This window comes from Kribbella sp. DT2 (assembly GCF_049844575.1).
GTDB lineage: Bacteria > Actinomycetota > Actinomycetes > Propionibacteriales > Kribbellaceae > Kribbella.
In genome coordinates, this window is record NZ_JBNCLH010000003.1 from 887,474 (window position 1) to 905,969 (window position 18,496).

The window sequence follows — 18,496 nt, forward strand, 5'->3', positions numbered from 1 at the left end:
GAGGTGACCCATGCGGACGGCTCCACCGTCAGCAAGACCCTCGACTTCAGCGATGGTTGCATCGGCTGGGTCACGCCGGCCGGACCGTTGCACCTGTCCGGCGTTCTGGAGCCCGGTGACAACAACGTGCGGTTCATCTTGCGCGACGGCTGCGGCGCCTACGCGAGTGCCGATCCGATGTACGTCGTACCGGTGACCACGAAGGTTTCCGACCTGGCCATCCTGGGGTCGGGTTGCGACCTCTGCTCGAAGAACCCGACGGTGTCCCGCGGATACCCCGTGAACACCGCCACTGGAAACGAGACGAAGTCGGTCACGGATCTCCAGCTGGCCGGATCAGGGACGGCGTTCGTCCTGCTCCGCAGCTACAACTCCGCCAGCGATCACGTCGGCGCGCTCGGGAGGGGCTGGAACCACGCCTATGAAGGCCGCCTGGAGATCGCCGGCGGTGGGGCGTCGGTCGTGTACGTCGGAATCGACGGACAACAGGCTGGGTACACCCGCGCGACGGATGGCACCTACACGAAGGGAACCGGCGTCGAGGCCGATCTGGTCAAGTTCGCCGATGGGAGGTTCGAGGTCCGCCAGCCGAACCACAGCGTCGCACGTTTCACCTCCACGGGGCAGCTCGAGGCTCTGCTCGACAACTCCGGAGCCGGCCTTCAACTCGCCCACTCCGGTGGATCGCTGTCGACGGTCACAGACGCGGCCGGTCGTGTTGTTCGGTTCACGCACGACTCCGAAGGCCGGCTGCAGAAGGTCGAACTCCCCGACGGGCGATTCGTTCAGTACACCTACACGGCAGGCCTGCTCACCGGCGTCCGCGACGTGCGGGGCGGGAACACGACGTACGCCTACGACGCAGGCGGCCGCCTCAACAACGTGACCGATCCGCTCGGGCACAGCGTCGTCAACGAGTACGACGCGGAAGGGCGAGTCGTCAAGCAGACCGATCCGCGGGGAAAGGTCACCCAGTACGTCTACGACCCGTTGCTGGGGACCACCACGATCCGTCCTGATGGTGGGCAGTGGACGGACCACTACCTCGGCAACGTCCTGGTGGGCACGTCCGACGCGCAAGGCGGTCACACCTCGTACGGGTACGACGCCAAGCTCAACATGACGTCGACGACGGACCCGCGCGGCAACACCACGACAATGACGTACGACGCCCGCGGCAACATGCTGACCCGGACGGCTCCGGCGCCTGTGTCGACGGTCGAGAAGTGGACGTACGACGCGGCCGACAACATGCTCACCTACACCGATGGCCGCGGCAAGGTCACGACGAACACGTACGACACCGCTAACCGGCTCACGAAACTGGTCGCCCCTGACCAGGGGACGAAGAACTTCACCTACACGGCAACCGGTCAGCTGAAGACGAGGAGCACCGGGCGTGGGTACGTCTGGACGAACGGGTACGACGCTGACGGTAACCTGACCTCCGAGGCGTCGCCGGCTGGGCTTACCACCACGATGACGTACGACGGCAGCGGACGGCTTCTGGCGAGAACGGACCCGCGCGGGAGCGCCGGTGGCGCCCAGGCCGAACCGTTCACCACGAAGCTCACCTACGAACCGGGTGACAAGGTCGCAAGCACCACGGCACCTGATGGAACAGTCGCGAGCAACACCTACGACGCCGTCGGGAACCTCACCACGCTGCAGGTCACGAATGCGGGCGGCACAGTCCTCAAGAACGAGACCTACAGCTACGACGCGGAGAACCGCCCGCTGCAGACCAAGAACCGGGACCGGATCGTCGAGACCCTCACCTACGACGCGGCCGGCAACAAGGACTCGTCCACCGACGCCACCGGCGCCAAGACCACGTTCAAGTACGACCGGGTCGGGCGACTGACGGCGACGACGACGCCGCGGGGCAACGTCGCGGGTGCGACCGAGTCGTTGTACAAGTGGGAGTACCGGTACGACGCCAACGGCAACCGGGAGTACGAGTACCAGCCTGCGCCGAACGGTGGGTACACCCAGTTCACCTACGACGTGCTCAACCGGGTCACTCGCAAGAGGACGCCGCTCGGCAACACGACCGACCACACGTACGACGGCAACGGGAACGTTCTGACATCCGTCGACGATGCGGGCAAGGTCACGACCTACACCTACGACGGCGCGAACCGTGCGCTCACCGAAGCGCAACCCGGACTGCAGGCAACGCGGTACACCTACGACCCGGACGGCGCGCGACTCAGTACAACGTCGCCGAGCGGTGGGTCCGCGACCCGCTGGACCTACGACGGCGATGGGCGGCAGCTCACTCAGGTCAGTCCCCGGGGCCACGTATCCGGCAGTACGCCGACCGACTACACCACCACCTTCACCTACGACGCGGCCGGTAACCAGACGACCGTGAAGGACCAGCTCGGCCGGATCACGACCAGCACCTTCGACGGCCGCAACAACCGGCTGACCGAGCGCAACCCTCGCGGATTCACGACGTCGTACGGGTACGACGGGCTGCAGCGACTGACGACCGTGACGTCGGCGGCGAGCGCGGCGACGTCGTACACCTACGACGCGTACGGCGATCTGGTGGAGCGCAAGAACGCCAAGGACGCGGTGACGAAGTACGGGTACAACGCCCGAGGTGACCTGGTGTCGACCATCGATCCGCTGGACCGGAAACAGACCTACGGCTACGACGAGGACGGGAATGTCGTCGAGATCGTCAAGGCTCGAGGCTACGCGTCGGGTGATCTCGCCGCGTGGACCATCAAGCAGTCCTACAACGGTCGTGGACTGCGCACCGCGATCACCACGGCGTCCGCGGCGTCCAGCTCGACCTTCACCTACGACAACGACGATCGCCTGACGTCGTACAAGGACGCAACCGGGACCACGACCCAGACCTGGAACGGCCTGAACCAGCTGACGGGTGTCACCCAGCCGCAAGGCAACTACGTGTACACCTACACGGATTTCGGAGCCGTGAAGTCGCGGCTCTACCCGGGTGGAGGCCAGGCCGACTACGCGTTCGACGCCGACGGCCGGATCTCGTCGATGACCGCCTTGGCCCAGACCACCAACTTCGCGTACGACGCGGACGACAACCTGACCAAGGTCACCTACCCGACGGCGAGCGGCTACTCCGAAACCCGGAGCTACGACCGTACCGGTGACATCTCGGCGGTGATCAACCAGAAGGCTGGTGTCTCGACGCCGCTGAGCCGGTACGACTACGTTCGCGATGCGGCGCGCAACCCGGCGGTCATCAAGCGGACGCGCGGGACGACGGTCTACAACGAGGCCTTGCAGTACGACCAGGTGAACAGGCTGGCCAACTACTGTCTCGAGGCCACGACCTGCGCTGCGGCGACCAAGAAGATCACCTACGCGTACGACGAGGTGGGCAACAGGTTGTCCGAGACTCGCGTAGGCACCTCCGGCCCCGGCACGATCACCAGCACGTACGACGCTGCCGATCAGATGCTCACCCGCACGAACCAGTCGGGCGGCGTCACCAACCTCACCTACAACGCGGACGGTCTGCTCCAGGACTCCCGCGAGTGGGACGTCCTCGGCCGCCTGACGAAGATGAGCGGCACCACGTTCACGTACGACGCGCTCGACCTTCGCCGTACGGCGACCACCACGGCCGGCACCAAGCGGATGTCGTGGGACGTCAACAACGAGCTGCCGATGCTCAACATCATCACGCAACCCGACAACAGCTACTGGCGCTACCGCTACACACCGGACGGCATGCCGATGTCCGTGGAACACCCCGGCCAGTCCTACGCGAGCTCGATCATGATGCACGACGCGATGGGTTCGGTCGTCGACGTGACCGACGGCAACGGCGGTGCCCGCTGGCGCTATGCCTACGAGCCCTTCGGCGTCCGCACGGAGGCGACGAAGCTCCAAACCGTCGCCGAGGTCCCCGAGTTCGCCTACACCGGCGCCCACCTCGAATCCACCACCGGCGAGTACCACCTCCGAGCCCGCGACTACAACCTCTGGGGCATGTTCACCGCCCCGGACCCGCTCCAGCCGGCGATCACCGACCCGTACGTGTCGTCTTACGTGTACGCCGACCAGCGCCCCACCTTCTACACCGACCCCAGCGGCCTGTCCCCGAAGTTCCTGGACAACTTCATTGGAGCGCTCGGCAAGGGCGAGACCTACAAGAATTTCGGCGTCGGAATGCTCGGCGGAGGAGTCGGCATAGCCGAGTTGGCGCCAGGCAACCAGCAACTGAACATGCTGGCCTCGCAGTTCGGGCTCGACCAGTCCGACCTGTTCTACGCCCTGACCAGCCAAACAGTCGGTGTCGACGGGACCGAGACCAGCACCCGGGTCGGAGAGTTTTTCACGCCGGTACCAGCGGGCATCGGGATCGCGGCGTGTAGGGCCGGCGCCAAGGCTGGAACAGTCGCGAGACTGTTCAGCTCGGCCGACAGCCATGTCGCCGATGCAGCTAACCTGATCGAAAAGAATCTCCCAGGCCGAATCCTCGGAGTGAACAGCAATGTGAAGATGTCCAACGGACTGAGCCGCGAAGTCGACATCGACCTGGGCAAGCTCGTCGTGCAGGTCAAGAGCGGCAACGCTCGGGGTTTGACGGGGCAGTTGCAGGCCACCCGCTCCTCCACCGGAAGAATCGCGATAGGCTATGCGCCGGACATTCCGGCCGGCGCATGGCTGAACGCGGCACGGCAGGGCATCGCCATCGCGCGTACGCCTGAGGAGCTGCTGAAAGTCATTCGGGAGTTGGGATGAGGGGCGTGTTCTTCGTTTCCCGGACATCGGCTCTCTACGCGCACATCGAGGATGCCCTGCTGGAAGCCGGGGCGGTGGCCGGGTCGGGCGACGTGGTGCAGATCCAGGACGACGACGGGCGAATGCTCACGGTGTACGGCCAGCTGGATGCCACTTTCGAGCGGGATCTGCACGAGCCGCCGGTCGCGGTGCGCGGAGGTGTCGATCCACCGGATCCGCGGACCGCGTCTGCGTGCTGGGTCGAGTGTCGCTGGGCCGATCTCCTGGCTTCGTGGGCTGGACGCTTGGCTCTTGAGATCAAGTCACCGCTTTGGGTCCTGGACGGCGATGGTGTGCTGTGGTCCGCCGATCAGATCGATCCCGAGGCCATCCGGCTCTAAGCGCTCCGGGAGGCTTCCGGCGACATTGGGTCCGGCCCGGTTCTAGGTCGCAGGCGAGGCGTCGGCGGCGGGACAGTTGGGGGTGATCCTGCGGATCGACACCTGGATCGAGTAGCCCGGCCGCTGAGTGGACGGCCGGGCTATGCAGTGATTACTGGTTCTCGCGGTCTCCGCCGGGGACCCAGAGGACGTCGCCGCCGGACGAGAGGTTGGCGACGCGGCCGAGGATGAAGAGGAGGTCCGACAGGCGGTTGAGGTACGTGAGGGCCAGCAGGTTGACCGACGGGCCGTGGGCTTCCACGGCCGACCAGCCGGCGCGTTCCGCGCGGCGGACCACGGTGCGGGCGACGTTGAGGTAGGCCGCGCCGGGGGTGCCCCCGGGGAGGATGAACGAGCGCAGCTTGGTGAGGCGGCTGTTGTAGTCGTCGCACCAGGACTCGAGGCGGTCGACGTAGTCCTGGGTGATGCGCAGCGGCGGGTACTCGGGGTCCGGCTGGATCGGGTTGCACAGGTCGGCGCCCACGTCGAAGAGGTCGTTCTGGATCCTGGTCAGCAGGACGACGATCGCCGAGTTGAGGTGGCCGGCGGCGATCGCGACACCGATCGTGGAGTTCGCCTCGTCCACCTCGCCGTACGCCGCGAGCCGCGGGTCGGTCTTGGTCGTCGTACTCATGTCGCCCAGGCGGGTCTCGCCGGCGTCCCCGGTCCTGGTGTAGATCCGCGTCAAGTTCACAGCCATGTCCAGGCACTCTACGCAAGGCCGGAACACGAGGACGCTACAGTCGGCGGGTGGAACGGTTTCGGATCTCGGGTGAGGCAAGGCTCGACGGCTCGGTCGAGGTGGCAGGCGCGAAGAACAGTGTGCTGAAGCTGATGGCGGCGGCGCTGCTGGCCGAGGGGACGACGACGCTGCGGCAGGTGCCGGGCATCCTCGACGTCACCTTCATGGCCCAACTGCTGGACACGCTCGGCTGCTCGGTCAAGGTCGACGGCGACGCCGGTACGGCGACGATCGCGGTGCCCGGTGAGATCGGGCACCAGTGCGACTACGAGCTGGTGCGCAAGCTGCGCGCCTCGATCTCGGTGCTCGGCCCGCTGCTCGGCCGGTGCGGTCAGGCCGAGGTCGCGCTGCCGGGCGGCGACAACATCGGATCCCGCGGGCTGAACATGCACGTGGCCGGCCTGGAGTCGATGGGCGCGAAGGTGCACATCGAGCACGGGTTCGTGATCGCCGAGGCGCCGCAGGGCCTGCACGGCGCGGAGGTCTGGCTGGACTTCCCGAGCGTCGGCGCGACCGAGACGATCATGATGGCCGCCGTCCTGGCCAAGGGCACGACCGTGATCGAGAACGCGGCGCGTGAGCCGGAGATCCAGGACATCGCCGCGATGCTGGTCGAGATGGGCGCGCAGATCGACGGCGCCGGGTCGCCGCGGATCGAGATCAACGGCGTGGACGGGCTGCTGCAGCCGGTCGACCACGTCGTCGTACCGGACCGCATCGTCACCGGGAGCTGGGCGTTCGCGGCTGCTATCACCAAGGGCGACGTGACGATCACCAACGGGCACGCGGAGCACCTCGAGCTGCCGCTGGACAAGCTGCACAAGGCGGGCGCGGAGATCAGCGTGCTCGAGCAGGGCTTCCGGATCCAGATGAACGACCGGCCGAGGTCGGTCGACGTCGTCACGCTGCCGTACCCGGGGTTCCCGACCGACCTGCAGGCGTTCTGCATCGCGATGAACGCGGTCAGCGAGGGCTCCGCGATGGTGACGGAGAACCTGTTCGAGGGCCGGTTCACGTTCGCGCAGGAGCTGACGCGGCTCGGCGCGCAGGTGCAGACCGACGGGCACCACGCGGTGATCCGTGGCGTGCCGAGGCTGTCGGGTGCGCCGGTCGTCGCGAGTGACATCCGCGCGGGTGCCGCGCTGGTGATCGCGGGTCTGGCGGCTGAGGGTGAGACGTTGGTCTCGGCAGCGCACCACGTGCACCGTGGCTACACGGACTTCGCGGGGAACCTGCGCAGGCTGGGTGCGGACGTCACCGTGGAGCCGGACGACGCAGAGCTGTACTGGAACTGAAAGAGGAGCCCGCGCCCCCGAAGCGGCTTCGCCGGACGAGCTGCCGGTGACCGGCGGGTAGCTGCCGGGGCAGGTTAGGGTCGTGCGCATGACTGAGCGCGTGATCAAGCCTGTGGGCCGTGGGTTCCTGTTCCTCGACTCGCACCCTGCGGGTTGTGAGCAGCTGGTGCGGGACCTCACCGCGCAGGTCGAGGCCCGGACGCCGAGCAAGAACCCGACAGCCCTGGTGATCGGCTCGAGCTCCGGCTACGGACTCGCGGCGACGATCGCCGGGCTCGCGCGGTACGGCGTCGACGGCGTCGGCGTGAGCTTCGAGAAGGGGCCGGCCCGGCGTACGGCCACTGCCGGCTGGTACCGCACGGCGGCGACCGCCGCGTACGCGGACAGCGTCGGCCGGAAGTTCCACTTCCTCAACGCCGACGCGTTCGCGGACACCACCAAGGACGAGGTGCTGGACCTGGTCGCCAAGGAGTTCGGCGCGGTCGACTACCTGATCTACAGCGTCGCCGCGCCGCGCCGCGTCGACCCGCGCACCGGTACGACGTACCAGTCGGCGCTGAAGACGATCGGTGCGCCGTACACGACCAAGAGCATCGCGTTCGAGGACGGCGAACCGTTGCTGACCGAGGCGAGCCTCGACGTCGCGACCGACGAGGAGATCGCCGAGACCGTCCAGGTGATGGGCGGCGAGGACTGGACCCGCTGGGTCGACGCGCTGGCCGAGCGCAAGCTGCTGAACGACGGGTTCAGCACGGTCGCGCTGACCTACATCGGCAGCGAGCTGACCGGGCCGATCTACCGGCAGGGCTCGATCGGTGCGGCCAAGGCGCACCTGGAGGAGACGGCCAAGACGCTGTCCGGGCGCGACGGCGTGCGCGCCTTCACCTCGGTCAACGGCGCGGCCGTCACGCAGGCGAGCTCGGCCATTCCCGGCATTGGCCTGTACGTCAGCCTGCTGCACAAGGTGCTCGGCGAGAAGATGCAGACCCCGATGCAGCAGTCGATCGCGCTGTGGGACCAGCTGACCGGCGAGACCACGCCCGACCTGGACGACGAGGGTCGTCTGCGCCTCGACCGCTGGGAGCTCGACCCGGCCGTGCAGGCCGCGGTGAAGGAGCAGTGGGACGCCGTCACCCAGGACAACATCGCGACCGTCGCCGACGCGGCCTGGTTCTTCGCCGAGGTCCGCCGGTTGTACGGCTTCGACGTGGACGGCGTCGACTACGACGCCGAGACCGAGGTCGACGTGGAGTGGCCCCAGGCCTAGGCCGTAGACCCAGGCGGTAGACCCAGGCCGGGCCCGGGCGGTTCAGCAGCCGCGGCTCTCCGCGGCCTTCTTGAGGTCGGCGAGCCAGGCTTCGAGGCCGTAGCCGAGCATCTGGGTGGCCAGGGCCGGGTCGGCCTCGACCTGGGCGCCGGTCCAGGTCTCCTCGGTGCGGACGAGGACGCCGTCGCGGACCTTGGTGAAGTTCCAGACGTGGGTGCCGTTGTCGATCCGCAGTCCCTCGCCGACGGCCGGTCCGGTCCAGCGCAGGCAGGACTGGTGCCGGAGTTGCTGGACGGTCGACGTGATGCTCAGCGTCGTCGCCGGAGTGCTGGGCGTCGCCGGTGCCGGCGTGGTCCAGCGGAACTGCGAACCCTTCCGGAGCGGGCGGTGGTCGAGCCGCCGGATGCTGGTGACGGGAGCCTGCCAGGCCGACCAGCGCTCGACCTTGGTCTGGAGCTTCCAGATCGTGCTCAGTGGCGCCTCGATGACGGCCTCGGTCCGGTAGCGGATCTTCGCGGCCGGATCGACGCCCTGGCCCTGGCAGGTGAGCGGGGCGGGCTGCGGCGTTGCCGCCTGCGCCGGTACGGCGGTGGCGCCGAGCAGACCGGCGACGGCGAGCGGAAGGGCGATCAGGGCGGTGCGGATCATCGGTTGCTCCTCGGTTTGTTATGGCATCTCGTTCTGGTTAGAAGGTATAACCAAAAGGAGTGAAGGTCAATAGGGTTCGTGATAGGTTCTCACCAGAACGAAGGAGGGTCGATGCCGGAGACCAGCAGCCCGCGCGAGCGCTACCGCACGCAGGTCCGCGACGAGATCAAGCAACGCGCCCGCGAGCAGATCGCCACCGCCGGCCCGTCCGCGCTGTCGCTCAACGCGATCGCCAAGCTGATGGGCATGAGCGGACCGGCCCTCTACCGGTACTACGCCGGACGCGACGACCTGATCACCGAGCTGATCCGCGACGCGTACCGCAGCCTCGCCGACACCCTGCGGACGGCGTACGACGGCGGAGCCGACCTCGCCGGTCTGGCGCTCGCCGTCCGGGAGTGGGCGATCGCCGACCCCCAGCGGTACTTCCTCATGTACGGCACGCCGGTCCCCGGCTACCACGCGCCGGACGACGTCACCGAGATCGCGAACGAGATCATGACGACGCTGCTCGACGCCTCCGGCGCACTACCGACCGGGCCCGAGACAGCGTTCGACCGCCATCTCGAGACCCACCGCGACTGGATCGGCGACCATCCCGCGCCAACCCCGGTCCTGCACCGGGCGCTGTCCTTCTGGACCCGCATGCACGGCGTACTGTCCCTCGAGCTCGCCGGCCACTTCACCGGCATGAAGCTCGACCCCGCCCTGCTGTTCGCCGCCGAGGTCGACAACCTGCTGCGGCCCTAGAGCGGCTTGAACGACACCATTTCGAGGACGAGCTCGCCGGCTTCGTCGGAGGCGCCCAGGTCGACGGTCGCCGAGATGCGCCAGTCGTGGTTGCCCTCGGGGTCGTCGATGATCTGCTGGACCTCCCAGTAGCCCGGGTGCTCCTCGACCATGAACAACGCTGGCCCCCGCGCGGCCGGGCCCGTGCCGATGACCTCGTGCTCGGCGTAGTACGTCGTACCGGCCTCTGCCCAGCGGCCCGCGTCCCAGCCGGACTCGGTGTCGAGCTGGCCGAGCTCGGCCCAGCGGTGCAGGGCGACGAGCTCGACGCGGCGGAACATCGCGTTGCGGACCAGGACGCGGAAAGCCCTGGTGTTCAAGGTGATCCGGCGCGGGCCGAGCGGGACCGGCGCGGCCACGATCTCTGACGTCGTCGGGTTGGTCAGCTCCTCCCACTCGTCGAGCAGGCTGGAGTCGGTCTGCCGGACGACCTCGCCGAGCCACTCGATCAGGTCGGTGAGGTCCTCGTTCGCCTTGTCCGTCGGCACGGTCTGGCGCAGCGCCTTGTACGCGTCGCTGAGGTAGCGCAGCATGATGCCCTCGGAGCGCGCGAGCCCGTAGTACTGGACGAACTCGCCGAACGTCATCGCCCGCTCGAACATGTCCCGGACCACCGACTTCGGCGACAGTCCGGCCTCGGCGATCCACGGGTGGGTCTGCCGGTAGATGTCCAAAGTTGCCTCGAGCAACTCTTCGAGCGGTTTCGGCCAGCTGATCTCGTCGAGCAGCTCCATCCGCTCCTCGTACTCGATGCCGTCGGCCTTCATCGACTGCACGGCCTCGCCCTTGGCGTGGTGCAGCTGCGCCATCAGCACCGCGCGCGGGTCCTCCAGCGTCGCCTCGACCACCGACACGACGTCCAGCGCGTACAGGGGATCCTCGGGATCGAGCAGGTCCAGCGCCGCCAGCGCGAACGTCGACAGCGGCTGGTTCAGCGAGAAGTCCTTCTGCAGGTCGACCGTCAGCCGCAGCGACCGGCCGAACTCGTCGGGCTCGTCCAGCCGCTCGACGACGCCGGCGGTGAGCAGCGTGCGGTAGATCTGGATCGCGCGCCGGATCAGCCGGACCTGCGCCCGGGCGTCCTCGTGGTTGTCCTGCAGCAGGTGCCGCATGCTCGCGAACGCGTCGCCGTCGCGGGCGATCACGTTCAGCAGCATCGCGTGGCTGACCCGCATCTTCGACTGCAGCGGCTCGGGCTCGGCCGCGACCAGCCGGTCGAAGGTGTCCTCGCCCCAGGTGACGAAACCCTCCGGCGGCTTCTTCTTCTGCACCCGGCGCTGCTTCTTCGGGTCGTCACCGGCCTTCGACATCGCCCGGACGTTCTCGATCACGTGGTCGGGTGCCTCGACGACGACGGTGCCGGAGGTGTCGTACCCCGCCCGGCCCGCGCGGCCGGCGATCTGGTGGAACTCGCGGGCCTTGAGGATGCGCTGCCGGCGGCCGTCGTACTTGCTCAGAGCCGTCAGTACGACGGTGCGAATGGGCACGTTGATGCCGACGCCGAGGGTGTCGGTCCCGCAGATCACCTTCAGCAGCCCGGCCTGGGCGAGCTGCTCGACCAGCCGCCGGTACTTCGGCAGCATGCCCGCGTGGTGCACGCCGATGCCGTGCATGACGAGGCGCTGCAGCGTCTTGCCGAAGCCGGAGCTGAACCGGAAGTGCCCGATCAGCTCCTTGATCTTGTCCTTCTCCTCCTTCGTGCAGACGTTGATGCTGGTCAGCGCCTGTGCGCGTTCCAGCGCCGAGGCCTGGGTGAAGTGCACGACGTACACCGGCGACTGGTGCGTGACCAGCAGCTCCTGGAGCGTCTCGTGCAGGGGAGTGGTGACGTACTTGTAGACCAGCGGGACCGGGCGCTCGGCCGAGGAGACGATGGCGGTCGGCCGGCTCGTACGACGGCTGAGGTCGACCTTGAACCGCTCGACGTCGCCGAGCGTCGCCGACATCAGGATGAACTGGGCGTTCGGCAGCTCGAGCAGCGGGACCTGCCAGGCCCAGCCGCGGTCGGGCTCGGAGTAGAAGTGGAACTCGTCCATCACGACCTGGCCGACGTCGGCGGCCGAGCCCTCGCGCAGCGCGACGTTGGCCAGCACCTCGGCGGTGCAGCAGATGATCGGGGCGCCGGGGTTGACCGAGGCGTCGCCGGTCAGCATGCCGACCTTGTCGGCGCCGAAGACGTCGCAGAGCGCGAAGAACTTCTCCGAGACCAGCGCCTTGATCGGCGCGGTGTAGAAGCTGCGCTTGCCGTGCGCCAGGGCGGCGAAGTGCGAGCCGGTCGCGACCAGGCTCTTCCCGGACCCGGTCGGGGTGGACAGGATCACGTTCGACCCGGTCATCACCTCGATCAGCGCTTCCTCCTGCGCGGGGTACAGCGTGATGCCCTGCGCGCCCACCCAGGTGGCGAAGGCGTCGTACAGGGCGTCAGGTTCGGTGGAGTCCGGCAGGTTCTCGGTCAGCGTCATCGGTTCCATTGTCCCGCATCGTTGCGGTCGTCCCGTCGAGGATGCCGGCCTCGATGTCGGCCAGCTTGGTGACGAAGTCCGCGATCGTCTCCAGCTCGGCCGCCGTGTAGCTCTCCATCAGGGCCCCGAGCGCCCGCAGGCGCGGGTTGTTCTCCTGGTCGAGCCACTCGGTGTTGAGCGAGATGGTGACGCGGCGGCGGTCCTCGATGCAGCGCTCCCGGACGACGTACCCGGCGCGCTCCAGCCGGTCGATCACGCCGGTGATGGTGCCGGACGAGCTGAGCCCGGTCAGCTTGCCGAGCTCGCCCGGGCTGAGCGGACCGTGCAACCGCAGCAGGTTGACGAAGCTCGCCTCGTACGTGCTGAGCGGCAGCCCTGCCTGTACGCCGACCTCGTGGTCGAACCGGGCGGCCGCGGCGGCGTGGCGGACGGTGGCGGCCAGGAGCGTGCGGCACAGCGGAGACGGCTCGCTTGTCATCGGCGGATCCCTTCACTAGTCTGTCGCCCGAACGAGTGTGTCGTCCCAACGACATACTCGTCACGGCGACCTTGTCGCTCACCTGTCAGTTTACGGCGCGACCCTCGGGAGTACGGCAGTGACCGCAGAGACCTCAGTCCCACCCGCCACCGGCCAGGCGCCGTACCCCCGTCGCTGGATCGCGATGGCCGTACTGATCCTGGCCTTCATGCTCGACCTGGTGAACGTCACGATCGTGAACGTCGGCCTGCCGGCGATCCAGCATGATCTCGGCGCGACGCCGGCCCAGCTGGAGTGGATCTCGGCCGCGTACCTGCTCGCGTTCGCGGCCGCGCTGATCACCTTCGCCCGGCTCGGGGACCTGGCCGGCCGCAAGCGGGTCTTCCTGGCCGGGATCGCGGTGTTCGCGATCACCGGGGTGTGGTCCGGGCTGGCCGGGAGCGTGGAGGTGCTGATCATCGCCCGGGCCGCTCAGGGGCTGGCCGCCGCCGCGCTCGCGCCGCAGGTGATGAGCATTCTCTACACGTTGTTCCAGGGCCGGGAGCGGGCCGCCGTGTTCGGGATCTTCGGCATCATGGGCGGTGTCTCCCAGGCGGGCGGCCTGCTGCTCGGTGGCGTGGTGGTGACCGCGGACATCGCCGGGCTGGGCTGGCGGGCCATCTTCCTGGTGACCGTGCCGATGGCCGTCGTACTGCTGGCGGCCGGAGCGTGGCTGGTGCCCGAGAGCAGGGTGGTCGGTGGTCTCCGGCCGAAGTGGCTCGCCACCGCCTTCCTGACGGTGGGTCTGGTCGCGATCGTCTTCCCGCTCCTGGACGGCCGGACCTACGGCTGGCCGGTGTGGATCTGGTTCTGCCTGGTCGCCGGCATCGTGGCGCTCGCCGGCCTGGCTCTTGTCGAGCACCGGAAGAACCCCGCCGGCGCGCTGCTCCCGCTCGATCTGTTCAGGGTTCCGGTGGTCTCCCGCGGGCTGACGGTCCTGCTGCTGATCTTCGCGAGCTTCTCCGGGTTCCTGCTGATCCTCACCCTGTGGCTGCAGGGGAGTCAGGAGTACTCGCCGTTGGACGCCGGCGTCCTGATGGCTGCGTTCGCGGTGGGTGGTGTGGCCATGTCGCCGTTCACCGGGCGCCTGCTGGTCCGCTTCGGCCGAACGCTCATCCTGGTCGGGTGCTCGCTGGCGGGTGCGGGTGCGCTGGTCGTCCTGCTGGCGGCCCGGGCGGCGGACGGGCCGGTCGGTGCCTGGACGTTGGTGCCCGGGTTGTTCGTGATGGGCCTCAGCATGAACCTCGTCGTACCGACCCTGGCGACCTTGTTCCTGGCCGGAGTCCCGGCCGAGCTGGCCGGGGCCGGCTCGGGGGTCTTCAACACCGGCCAGCAGTTCGGCGGCGCGCTCGGCGTGGCCGGGATCGGCGCGATCTACTTCGCCGCGCTGGACTCGGGTGGTCCTCGGGCCGCGGTCACCGCGGGCACGCTGGCCGTCGCGTGCGGGCTCGTCGTCAGTGGGATCGTCGCCCTGACGATCCCGAAGATCTCCTTGACCGAGAGCTAAACCCGTTGCAGGAGGCAATCGGGCCTCGTACGGTGCAGCGCATGCCGGACGATCCCTACGGTGACGAGCAGCTCGTCGAGCTGTACGACGCCGACAACGAACCCCGCGACGACCATGCGTACTACCGGTCGCTCGCCGACCAGGTCGGGGCGACGACGATCATCGACCTCGGGTGCGGCACCGGTCTGCTGACGCGGGCGCTGGCCACCCCGGGCCGCCAGGTGGTCGGCGTCGACCCGAGTCCGACGATGCTCGGGTTCGCCCGGCGGCAACCGGGCGCCGACGCGGTCACCTGGATCGACGGCGACGCCACGGCGCTGCCCGGCGACGCGACGGCGGACCTCGTGATCAGCAGCGGGAACGCGATCATGCACGTCGAGGACCTGCGCGCGACGCTGAACCGGCTGACCGCGGTGCTGCGCCCGGGCGGGATGATCAGCTTCGAGACCCGCAACCCCGCCCGGCGGGCGTGGGAGCACTGGACCACCGGGGTGACCGAGCGGGAGACAGCGTTCGGGCCGCTGCGGGAGTGGATGGAGGTCACCTCGGTCGATCAGGGCCGGGTGACGTTCGACGCGTACAACGTGTTCGAGGACGGGCGCCAGGAGGTCTACACCAGCGTCCTGTACTTCCGGGAGGCCGAGGAGCTCGCGGCCGACCTGGCGGCGACGGGCTTCGAGGAGATCGCTCTGAGCGGCGGGTGGCACGGCGAGCCGCTCACGGCGGAGTCGCGGCTGATCGTCGTCAGAGCTGTGGGAACAGCGCGGAGATGAGGTCGGCCGGGTCCGCGGTCGCGGGCCAGTCGCTGACCTGACCGTCGCCCAGCTCGACGACCCGCCAGGCGCCGTCCGTACGCCGGATGACGTCGACGGTGACGAACGGGAGGGCCAGCTCGGCGACCAGCGGCTCGATCTCGATCAGGTCGAGGCCGGTGGGAAGGTCGTCGGGAGTGTCCGGGTGCGGCGTCGTCAGGACGCAGCGGCCACCGACCCACCAGGTGCGGGCCTCGGAGCCGGTGAACTGCTCGTACCGCCGTACGACGAAACCGCCGGTGAACGCGTCGTCGCGCAACTCCAGGAAGCGCGCGCCGATCCGCTCGACCGCGGCCTCGTCGGTGAGGTCGGGCAGGTAGCAGGCCCCGGGCCAGTAGTGCTTCATCGACTTCACGTAGTCCCGCAGGACGCCGGCGCCGCCGCCGAGGGCACGCGTCGCCTTCAGCAGCTCGATCAGGTCGTCGCCCTCGGTCCACACGGACTCCGGGGTGACGGTGCGCAGGCCCTCGTACCAGCCGGGCAGCTCGTGCGCTGCCTTGTACTCGTCAGGTGCCGTCCGCAGCTGAACACCGCAGGCTTCGAGACCACTGGCCATGGAGTCGTACTGATCGGCCGATAGCATCCATCCGCGGTAGACGGCGTCCTCGGCAGCAGGCAAGCGGAGAACCGCGTCACCTCTGACCAGGGCATCATGATCGACTCTCGCCACTGCGATTCCCAGAGCGCGCGCGGCCGCCGCCTGCGCGGCGAAGTGCGGATCGTCGCGCCGCGGATTCAGCGGGTCCCCGGGTACCAGCAGCATGCAACGCATTCTCCCGAACCCGGGCGGACTTCGCCTCTTCTTTCCGCGCGCCCGGCGGTCCGGGGCCCCTCGACTCCGGACCGCCAGGGGCCTTCAGTACGGCGCGTAGGCCCGCTGCACGGTCTGCTCCAGCTTGTTGCCCGCGGCATCGATCCGTTCAGAAGGGAGCCAGGTCAGCGGATTGCTTTTGACGGGGCAGCGGGGTTCTCGTCGGTCCAGCCCGAGGCGAGGACCACGCTCGCGCCCTGCTTGGGGCCGATGGACTCGGAGCTGAGGAGCCGCCCGGTGGTGGTGTCGACGACGTACCGGGTGCGGCCGTCGTTGAACAGGGTGGGCTCGGCGCCCGGCTTGCCGCCGGGGCCCGCCCAGTCATAGGTGAAGGCTGTGCCGGTCCGGCCGATCGGATCCTTCACGTTCAGCTCGTACTTGGTCCCGGGCAGCATCGACAGCACCCGCAGCGCCGCGCCGCGCAGCTTCGGCGGCGACGGCATCTCGAACAGCAACCGCCCGGCCGCGCTGAACATCTGGTAGTCGATCTCGCTGTCGGTCGCTCTCGGATCAGCCCCCGCGGCCAGCACCGCCCGCAGCTTGTCCGGGTCGGTCGGCAGCGCCTGGATCTGCTGCGCCGTGACCGGCTTGATCCCGCTCAGGTAGTACCCCGGCGGCACCTCGTCGAAGGTCATCTCGCGCACGACCGGCTCACCCGCCGCCATCGTCACCGGGTCGACCTCGTACGACAGCTGCCACGACCGCGGCGACCCCTGCGCCTTCCACTGCGCCGTGTCGGCCGGCGTGGCAGGCCGCGCCCCCAGGTCGACCCAGCCGAACCAGGACTCGACACCGGTCTGCATCGGCATCCAACTCTCGGTGATGTTCCGCCGCTCCAGCTTGTACGCCGGCTTGCCGACCGTGGTCGTCCCCCGCAGCTGCAGGCTCCGCACCCGGAAGTACTTGCCGGAGACCTTCTCGTTCTGCTCCTGCTTCACCGCGAGGTCCAGCAGCACCTGGCTAGCCGTCCTGAGCTGCGGCACCGACGTCGTACCAGGCACTGGGGCAGCGTCCGGCCCAGAGCCGGGGGAGAGCAGCACAGGCGTCGCCAACGCAACCAGCGCCACCGTCGCCGCAGCAGCGGTCAGCACGATCCCCACCCGGCCAGAACGCGTCGCGGCGTACCAGCGGCTGGCCCGGCTCGGCGGAGTCTCCTCAGCCCTGACCAGTGCCTCCAGTTCGCGCCGGGCCTTCGCCGTCGCCTCAGGCGTCGGCCCGGGCGGCTCGGGGAAGGCCGAGCGGAGCTTGTCGAGGTCGTCCATCTCAGTCCTCCTCCAGCTTGGTCGGGTCGGTGTCGCCCAGATGCTCCCGTACGACGCGTCTGGCGCGCGACAGCCGCGAGCAGACCGTGCCGTACGCGATCCCCAGTGCCGCCGCGACCTCGTCGTAGCTCAGTCCGCCGAGTGCGACCAGCATGAGCACCTCACGGTCCTTGCCGGACACCTTCGCCAGCCCGGCGGCGAGCTGGCGCCTGGCGCCCTCGGCAGTGACCTGCGCGGCGACCCGCTCCTCGTGCCCGCCGGACGGCAGGGGGAGGGGCAGCTTGGCGGTCGCCCGCCAGGCCCGGACCTCGTCACGCCGGTGCCGGCGGATCAGGTTGGTGGCGATCCCGTACAGCCAGGCCCGGACCACGCCACTGCGGCTGTCGAACCGGTCCCGCTGCCGGAACGCGATCAGGAAGGTCTCCGAGGACAGGTCGTCGGCGAGATCCGGCCCGAGCCGGCGGGCGACGTACGCGTGCACCTGCGGGAAGTACTTGTCGAAGATCAGCGTGAACCGGTCGGGGTTGCGCACCGTCGACTCCAGCAGACGTGCGTCCTCGTCGGGCACCACAGCTCGTACGGCGGCCGGACGGGCCGGCAACGCGACCGTTGCCAGCGCGAGGTCGGGGGTCATCGAGCTCCTCACTCGACCGGCCTGGGCAGGTCCCGCTGCGGGACCCGTGGCAGCGGTGCTGCCGTTCGGCTCACCCTGTTCTTGTCCGATGTCCCCAGAACCCTTCTCGTACCCCGACAGCCTGCCGCGACGTTGACGCGCGGGCGGGCCGGCCGGAGGACAGCCGAGGGAAACCGGTGGGCTACCGGCCGAGGAACCCCCGGGCGGCCGCCTCGTCCTTGGGCCAGACGTAGACCGACCAGCCGTCCTTGGTCCGGGCGGCGGTCGCCTTGATGCCGAGCTCCTTCAGCTTCGACACCGCGACCCGGGCCTCGTTGTACGACGTCGTGGTCCGGACGTCGACGAGCAGTCCGAACTTGTCCTTTTCGGCCGGGGAGTAGTCAGTACGGCGCACCAGCGAGCCGCCCTTGGGGCGTGAGAACGCCCAGCGGCACAGCAGCACCACCCCGCCGGTGAGGGCGATGGCGACCACGGGGAAGAGAAAGTACCGGTCGGCGAACACCCTCACAGTGTCTCCCGAAGAAAAAGATCGTGAGGTCTTGGCAACCTCCGGGGTCGCCGGGGAGTCTTTACCAACACACGCTGCAG

Annotated in this window: 15 protein-coding genes; 7 read left to right on the plus strand and 8 right to left on the minus strand. The window is 68.8% G+C overall.

Annotated features, from left to right (window positions below; translation table 11 throughout):
- Positions 1 to 3: 3 nt before the first annotated feature.
- Together ACLQ2O_RS17585 and ACLQ2O_RS17590 are read left to right on the plus strand one after the other, a co-directional pair.
- The gene (locus tag ACLQ2O_RS17585; RefSeq protein ID WP_425832505.1) at positions 4 to 4,743 is read left to right on the plus strand and encodes a DUF6531 domain-containing protein; all 4,740 of its coding nucleotides are present in this window, start codon (positions 4 to 6) and stop codon (positions 4,741 to 4,743) included.
- Positions 4,744 to 4,748: 5 nt separating this feature from the next.
- A complete protein-coding gene (locus ACLQ2O_RS17590) occupies positions 4,749 to 5,123 on the plus strand; it encodes a hypothetical protein (RefSeq protein WP_425832506.1) in 375 nt (124 codons plus the stop codon).
- A 151-nt stretch (positions 5,124 to 5,274) separates the two neighbouring features.
- On the opposite strand, the gene ACLQ2O_RS17595 is transcribed toward ACLQ2O_RS17590, so the two are convergent.
- Positions 5,275 to 5,862, minus strand: coding sequence for a cob(I)yrinic acid a,c-diamide adenosyltransferase (locus ACLQ2O_RS17595; protein WP_425832508.1), 588 nt, complete (start codon positions 5,860 to 5,862; stop codon positions 5,275 to 5,277).
- 50 nt (positions 5,863 to 5,912) lie between these two features.
- Between ACLQ2O_RS17595 and murA the strand changes: the two genes are divergently transcribed.
- Together murA and ACLQ2O_RS17605 are read left to right on the plus strand one after the other, a co-directional pair.
- On the plus strand, positions 5,913 to 7,199 hold the full coding sequence (gene murA / locus ACLQ2O_RS17600) for a UDP-N-acetylglucosamine 1-carboxyvinyltransferase (protein ID WP_425832510.1): 1,287 nt from the start codon (positions 5,913 to 5,915) through the stop codon (positions 7,197 to 7,199).
- A gap of 88 nt (positions 7,200 to 7,287) precedes the next feature.
- A complete protein-coding gene (locus tag ACLQ2O_RS17605) occupies positions 7,288 to 8,466 on the plus strand; it encodes a trans-2-enoyl-CoA reductase family protein (protein WP_425832512.1) in 1,179 nt (392 codons plus the stop codon).
- A 42-nt stretch (positions 8,467 to 8,508) separates the two neighbouring features.
- On the opposite strand, the gene ACLQ2O_RS17610 is transcribed toward ACLQ2O_RS17605, so the two are convergent.
- On the minus strand, positions 8,509 to 9,114 hold the full coding sequence (locus ACLQ2O_RS17610; protein WP_425832514.1) for an SRPBCC family protein: 606 nt from the start codon (positions 9,112 to 9,114) through the stop codon (positions 8,509 to 8,511).
- 111 nt (positions 9,115 to 9,225) lie between these two features.
- Here ACLQ2O_RS17610 and ACLQ2O_RS17615 point away from each other — a divergent pair, with 111 nt between their 5' ends.
- Entirely contained in the window at positions 9,226 to 9,864 is a 639-nt protein-coding gene (locus ACLQ2O_RS17615) for a TetR/AcrR family transcriptional regulator (RefSeq protein ID WP_425832516.1), read from the plus strand.
- On the opposite strand, the gene ACLQ2O_RS17620 is transcribed toward ACLQ2O_RS17615, so the two are convergent.
- Together ACLQ2O_RS17620 and ACLQ2O_RS17625 are read right to left on the minus strand one after the other, a co-directional pair.
- Positions 9,861 to 12,365 (minus strand): DEAD/DEAH box helicase, encoded by a 2,505-nt coding sequence (locus ACLQ2O_RS17620; RefSeq protein ID WP_425832518.1) that lies wholly within the window; start codon positions 12,363 to 12,365, stop codon positions 9,861 to 9,863. The two genes, ACLQ2O_RS17615 and ACLQ2O_RS17620, sit on opposite strands and share 4 nt — an antisense overlap.
- Positions 12,325 to 12,843, minus strand: coding sequence for a MarR family winged helix-turn-helix transcriptional regulator (locus ACLQ2O_RS17625; protein WP_425832520.1), 519 nt, complete (start codon positions 12,841 to 12,843; stop codon positions 12,325 to 12,327). Before ACLQ2O_RS17625 ends, ACLQ2O_RS17620 begins: the two co-directional genes overlap by 41 nt.
- Positions 12,844 to 12,961: 118 nt before the next feature.
- Here ACLQ2O_RS17625 and ACLQ2O_RS17630 point away from each other — a divergent pair, with 118 nt between their 5' ends.
- Together ACLQ2O_RS17630 and ACLQ2O_RS17635 are read left to right on the plus strand one after the other, a co-directional pair.
- On the plus strand, positions 12,962 to 14,389 hold the full coding sequence (locus tag ACLQ2O_RS17630) for an MFS transporter (protein ID WP_425832522.1): 1,428 nt from the start codon (positions 12,962 to 12,964) through the stop codon (positions 14,387 to 14,389).
- 41 nt (positions 14,390 to 14,430) lie between these two features.
- Positions 14,431 to 15,162 (plus strand): class I SAM-dependent methyltransferase, encoded by a 732-nt coding sequence (locus ACLQ2O_RS17635; RefSeq protein ID WP_425832524.1) that lies wholly within the window; start codon positions 14,431 to 14,433, stop codon positions 15,160 to 15,162.
- Here the strand turns inward: ACLQ2O_RS17635 and ACLQ2O_RS17640 are convergent.
- From ACLQ2O_RS17640 to ACLQ2O_RS17655, 4 genes are all read right to left on the minus strand, one after another.
- Entirely contained in the window at positions 15,134 to 15,964 is an 831-nt protein-coding gene (locus ACLQ2O_RS17640) for an ATP-grasp domain-containing protein (protein ID WP_425832526.1), read from the minus strand. The genes ACLQ2O_RS17635 and ACLQ2O_RS17640 overlap by 29 nt on opposite strands.
- A gap of 173 nt (positions 15,965 to 16,137) precedes the next feature.
- Positions 16,138 to 17,274, minus strand: coding sequence for a CU044_5270 family protein (locus ACLQ2O_RS17645; RefSeq protein ID WP_425832528.1), 1,137 nt, complete (start codon positions 17,272 to 17,274; stop codon positions 16,138 to 16,140).
- Between the two features lies 1 nt (position 17,275).
- Positions 17,276 to 17,908 carry an RNA polymerase sigma factor gene (locus ACLQ2O_RS17650; protein WP_425832530.1) on the minus strand — a complete coding sequence of 211 codons (633 nt, stop codon included), beginning with the start codon at positions 17,906 to 17,908 and terminating at the stop codon, positions 17,276 to 17,278.
- A 181-nt stretch (positions 17,909 to 18,089) separates the two neighbouring features.
- Positions 18,090 to 18,410 (minus strand): hypothetical protein, encoded by a 321-nt coding sequence (locus tag ACLQ2O_RS17655; RefSeq protein WP_425832532.1) that lies wholly within the window; start codon positions 18,408 to 18,410, stop codon positions 18,090 to 18,092.
- Between the last annotated feature and the right edge of the window lie 86 nt (positions 18,411 to 18,496).